At 30.9% G+C, this 1954-nt stretch carries 2 protein-coding genes; both read left to right on the top strand.

The features are described from left to right. Positions 1 to 160, top strand: a 160-nt coding sequence (locus tag WBN21_RS14440; RefSeq protein ID WP_424201480.1) for an endonuclease domain-containing protein, incomplete at its 5' end; no start/stop codon positions are given. Positions 161 to 360: 200 nt separating this feature from the next. Continuing rightward, positions 361 to 1827, top strand: coding sequence for a magnesium chelatase (locus WBN21_RS14435; RefSeq protein ID WP_424201478.1), 1467 nt, complete (start codon positions 361 to 363; stop codon positions 1825 to 1827). Positions 1828 to 1954 lie beyond the last annotated feature (127 nt).

Genomic DNA, 1954 nt, shown 5'->3' with positions numbered 1-1954 from the left:
AGATGGTGAAGTTCACAATAATCAGCTAGCACAAGAAAAAGATGAAGAAAGAACAAAAGTTTTAGAAGCATTAGGATATACAGTTGTTAGGTTTGAAAACAAAATGGTATTTGAGAATTTAGCATCTGTTTTTATGGAAATAAAGGATAATTTTAGTTAAAACTCCTCTTTCTTCTGATTTTAAAAAAAATCAGAATTCATCTCCTCTTAAATTTAAGAGGAGAACAAGTAAAAACAAGACTGTAACTGAATTTTAAATGGTAGTAAAAATATAAATAAAACTTGTTCCTCCCTTAATTTTAAGGGAGGTGGTTCCGATTATAAATCGGAATCGGAGGGTTAAAAGTTAAAAAATAAAATATGAAAACAGAAAACATAAAAACACTAGGAGATTTAAAAAAAGCTGGATACCTATCAAAATCTATAAAAGATGAATTGAGAGATAACCTTATTCAGAAAATAAAAAATAAAGAAACCACTTTTGAAGGTGTTCATGGGTATGAAAACACGGTAATCCCAGAATTGGAACGTGCTATTTTATCAAGGCATAATATTAATTTGTTAGGATTGCGGGGTCAAGCAAAAACACGTTTAGCACGTTTAATGCTGAATTTGTTGGATGAATATATTCCCTTTGTTGAAGGCTCAGAAATCAACGATGATCCATTAAAGCCTATTTCGAGATATGCTCGGGAGTTAATTAAAGAGAAAGGTGACAATACGCCTATTTCTTGGTTGCATAGAAGTGAACGTTTTGCTGAAAAATTAGCAACTCCAGATGTAACTGTCGCTGATATTATTGGAGATGTTGACCCGATAAAAGCAGCCAATTTAAAATTAAGTTATGCAGATGATCGTGTGATTCATTACGGAATGATTCCTAGAGCAAACCGATGTATTTTCGTTATTAATGAATTACCAGATTTACAAGCCAGAATTCAGGTAGCATTATTTAATATTCTGCAAGAAGGCGATATTCAAATTAGAGGTTTTAAGTTGAGGTTGCCCTTAGATATTCAATTTTTGTTCACCGCAAACCCTGAAGATTATACCAATAGAGGTAGTATTGTAACACCTTTAAAGGATAGAATTGGTTCTCAAATTTTAACACATTATCCAACAGATATTGAAACCGCTAGAAAAATTACAGAGCAAGAAGCTAAAGTAGTTGAAAGTCAAAATGCAACTGTCATTATTCCAGATTTAGCAAGAGATTTATTAGAGCAAATTGTTTTTGAAGCGCGAGAAAGTGAGTTTATAGATGCTAAAAGTGGTGTAAGTGCTCGATTAAGTATTACGGCTTTAGAAAATTTATTAAGTACCGCAGAGCGTCGGACTTTAATAAATGACGATGGTCAAACAACGTTGAGGTTATCTGATTTTGTTGGCATTATTCCAGCAATTACAGGAAAAGTAGAATTGGTATATGAAGGTGAACAAGAAGGTGCTGCAGTTGTTGCTTATAATTTAATTGGAGAAGCTGTTAAAAGGCTATTTGAAGAGTTTTTTCCTAAGATTGGTAAACTTCAAAAGCAAGAAGAAGAAAGTCCTTATGATGATGTAGTTTCTTGGTTTTTCAATCAAAAAGAAGGGTTTGAGTTATTAGATGATTTACGTGATAAAGAATATAAAAATCTGTTAGATGCTATTTCACCACTTGATAATTTATTAGGAAAGTATCAGCCAAATTTATCAAAACAAGATAGTTATTTTGTAAAAGAATTTGTGCTTTGGGCTTTAGTAGAATATAAATTACTAAGTAAACATCGATTTACAGAAGGTATTCAATTTAAAGATCCTTATGGTAGTTTTATAAGTGGTATTTAATATTTAAAATAGTTTGTTGAACTTGAAAATGTTGAAAGAAAAAATGGCTTTTCTTTCAACATTTTTGTTTAAAACCAATTATCAAATACTCAAAAAGTAAAGTGCTATTTTTTACATTTCTTAATCT

The sequence above is a fragment of the Algibacter sp. genome (assembly GCF_049667265.1).
Classification (GTDB): domain Bacteria; phylum Bacteroidota; class Bacteroidia; order Flavobacteriales; family Flavobacteriaceae; genus Algibacter_B.
This window is presented reverse-complemented; position numbering and strand designations above follow the sequence as displayed.